Genomic DNA, 2,038 nt, shown 5'->3' on the forward strand with positions numbered 1-2,038 from the left:
CAACGTCGTAGCTCTGATCGTCAGCCTCCGCGGCCCAGGCGATCCCATCTCCCACCGTGAGCTGAAACCGCGGATCGGACCAGGCAGATCCACCGATGCCGGGGAGGTGCTCTCGGCTGAGTTCCACCACCCGCCCGTCAATCTCCACCATGTCCAGCTGCTGGACGCCTGGGTGGCGCAGGCATTCCCGCGCGGTGCCGCCGTCTCCGCCGCCAATCACCAGGATCCGCTCGATCGAGCTGGCACTGCATAGCGCTGGGTGCACCAAAGCCTCGTGGTAGTGGCGTTCCTGCTGTTCCGCTGTCATCCAGCAGCCATCCAGCAGCAGGCCCCGCCCGTAGCGCTCACTGCGAATCACGCTGATCCGCTGGAACGCACTGGTCTCCTCGACCAGCACCTCTCCCTTCAATCCATAGCGGACGCCGCGGTGCTCTTCGTCAATCCAGCTGCTCATGGGGTGCGGTGGGCATCTCTCCAGCTAAGGACCCGGTGGGCCTCTCTCTAAACACCAGATGTGGTGCTCTTGGGATTGACGAACACAACATGTGGAGGTTAAATGTGCTTGATTGCGAATCTGCTTTAAAAGAGGGCAGCTCCAAAGCTTTTGTCGTCAGATCAAAGCTTTGATTATACCGGTAGAGCACAGGGTTGAAGCACGTCTGTCCCCTTCGACACATTATCCTGGCGGAAGCACCCTGTTCTTCTTGACCCAGGAGACAGCTGGTGATGGATCTGGTGGTGAATAAATGGTTGGTCATTCCGTCCAGGGATCTGTGTTGGCGGTTCAGCCGTTCATCCGGTCCCGGCGGGCAGGGCGTCAACACCACCGATTCCCGTGTTGAGTTGTTGTTGGACGTGGCGAGCTGCTCCTGTTTGGGGCCATTTCGTCGCGCCCGACTGCTGGAGCACTTCCAGGCCCGGTTGGTGGAGGGTTGTCTACGGGTTGTGGTCGCAGAAGAACGCTCCCAATGGCACAACCGTCAGAAGGCCCTGCATCATATGGGGGAGCTGCTGCGGGAGGGCTTGCAGCCAGCGCCGCGCGCCCGTAAAGCCACCCGGCCGGGTCGTGGTGCGGTGAAGCGGCGGTTGGACGCGAAAAAAAAGCGTGGTGACCTCAAGCGTCAACGGCGCAGCCGGCCCTCTTTGGACGATTAACTGACGTCAGACGATCAGGACTGTTCTGCCCGGATCGCCGCTTTGGCCTGTTTCCAAAGGGTTTCCAATTCGTGGATGCTGCGGCCCTGCAGATCCCCATCCAGGGCAGCTTCAACGCGGGAGAAACGGTCGAGGAAGCGTTGATTCGTGCCAGCGAGGCCCTCTTCTGGTTCGATGCGGCACCAACGGGCCACGTTCACCAGGGTGAAGAGGAGATCGCCCAGTTCCTTTTGGGCATGGCCTTTGTTGCCGTTGGCCACCGCCTCCTTGAGTTCGTCCAGCTCCTCATGGACCTTCTCCCAGACGCCGGGCATATCATCCCACTCGAAGCCGGCTTTGGCCGCTTTCTTGGAGATGGTCATGGCTCCAGCCAGAGCCGGCAGGCCGCGCACTTTGGTTCTGAGCCGGTCGCTGAGGGGGCTGGTGGAGCCAGCCAGGGCCTCGGCCTGCTCCTCCAGCTTGATGGCCTCCCAACCGCGTCGCACCTCGTCACTGGTACTGGCGTCGGCATCGCCGAACACATGGGGGTGACGGCGGATCAGCTTGTCACTGATGCCATCGGCAATCGCATCCAGATCAAAGCGCTGCTGCTCCCGAGCGATCTGGGCATGCAGCACCACCTGCAGCAGCAGATCCCCAAGCTCCTCCTTCATGTCGGCATCGCTGCCCTGGCGGATCGCATCGGCCACCTCATGGGCCTCTTCCAGCATGTAGGGCACCAGCGAGGCATGGGTTTGCTCCAGATCCCAGGGACAGCCCGTTGTTGGATCCCTGAGTTGGGTCACAACATCGATCAGTCGCTGGATGGCGTCAGAAGGAGCGTTGGCCATGCCGGGGCAACAACTGGGACAACGCCCACCTTCTCATCGCTGTCGTTTTTTCG

General features: G+C 61.2%; 2 protein-coding genes and 1 pseudogene. 1 reads left to right on the forward strand and 2 read right to left on the reverse strand.

Annotation, left to right across the window (positions count from 1 at the left end; translation table 11 throughout):
* Positions 1–454 (reverse strand): annotated as a pseudogene (locus ACGVJ8_RS11320) (polyamine aminopropyltransferase); the annotation flags it as partial.
* Between the two features lie 272 nt (positions 455–726).
* Here ACGVJ8_RS11320 and arfB point away from each other — a divergent pair.
* Positions 727–1,155: an alternative ribosome rescue aminoacyl-tRNA hydrolase ArfB gene (gene arfB, locus ACGVJ8_RS11325; RefSeq protein WP_392348169.1), complete on the forward strand. Its 429-nt coding sequence runs from the start codon at positions 727–729 to the stop codon at positions 1,153–1,155.
* A gap of 14 nt (positions 1,156–1,169) precedes the next feature.
* Here arfB and mazG read toward each other — a convergent pair whose 3' ends face one another.
* Entirely contained in the window at positions 1,170–1,985 is an 816-nt protein-coding gene (gene mazG, locus ACGVJ8_RS11330; protein WP_392348167.1) for a nucleoside triphosphate pyrophosphohydrolase, read from the reverse strand.
* Positions 1,986–2,038: the final 53 nt, after the last annotated feature.

This window comes from Parasynechococcus sp. (assembly GCF_042954245.1).
GTDB lineage: Bacteria > Cyanobacteriota > Cyanobacteriia > PCC-6307 > Cyanobiaceae > Parasynechococcus.

Bases quoted from the DNA above. Each gene is read 5' to 3' on its own strand.
- mazG (WP_392348167.1), bottom strand. From the start codon at position 1,985: ATGGCCAACGCTCCTTCTGACGCCATCCAGCGACTGATCGATGTTGTG.
- arfB (WP_392348169.1), top strand. From the start codon at position 727: ATGGATCTGGTGGTGAATAAATGGTTGGTCATTCCGTCCAGGGATCTG.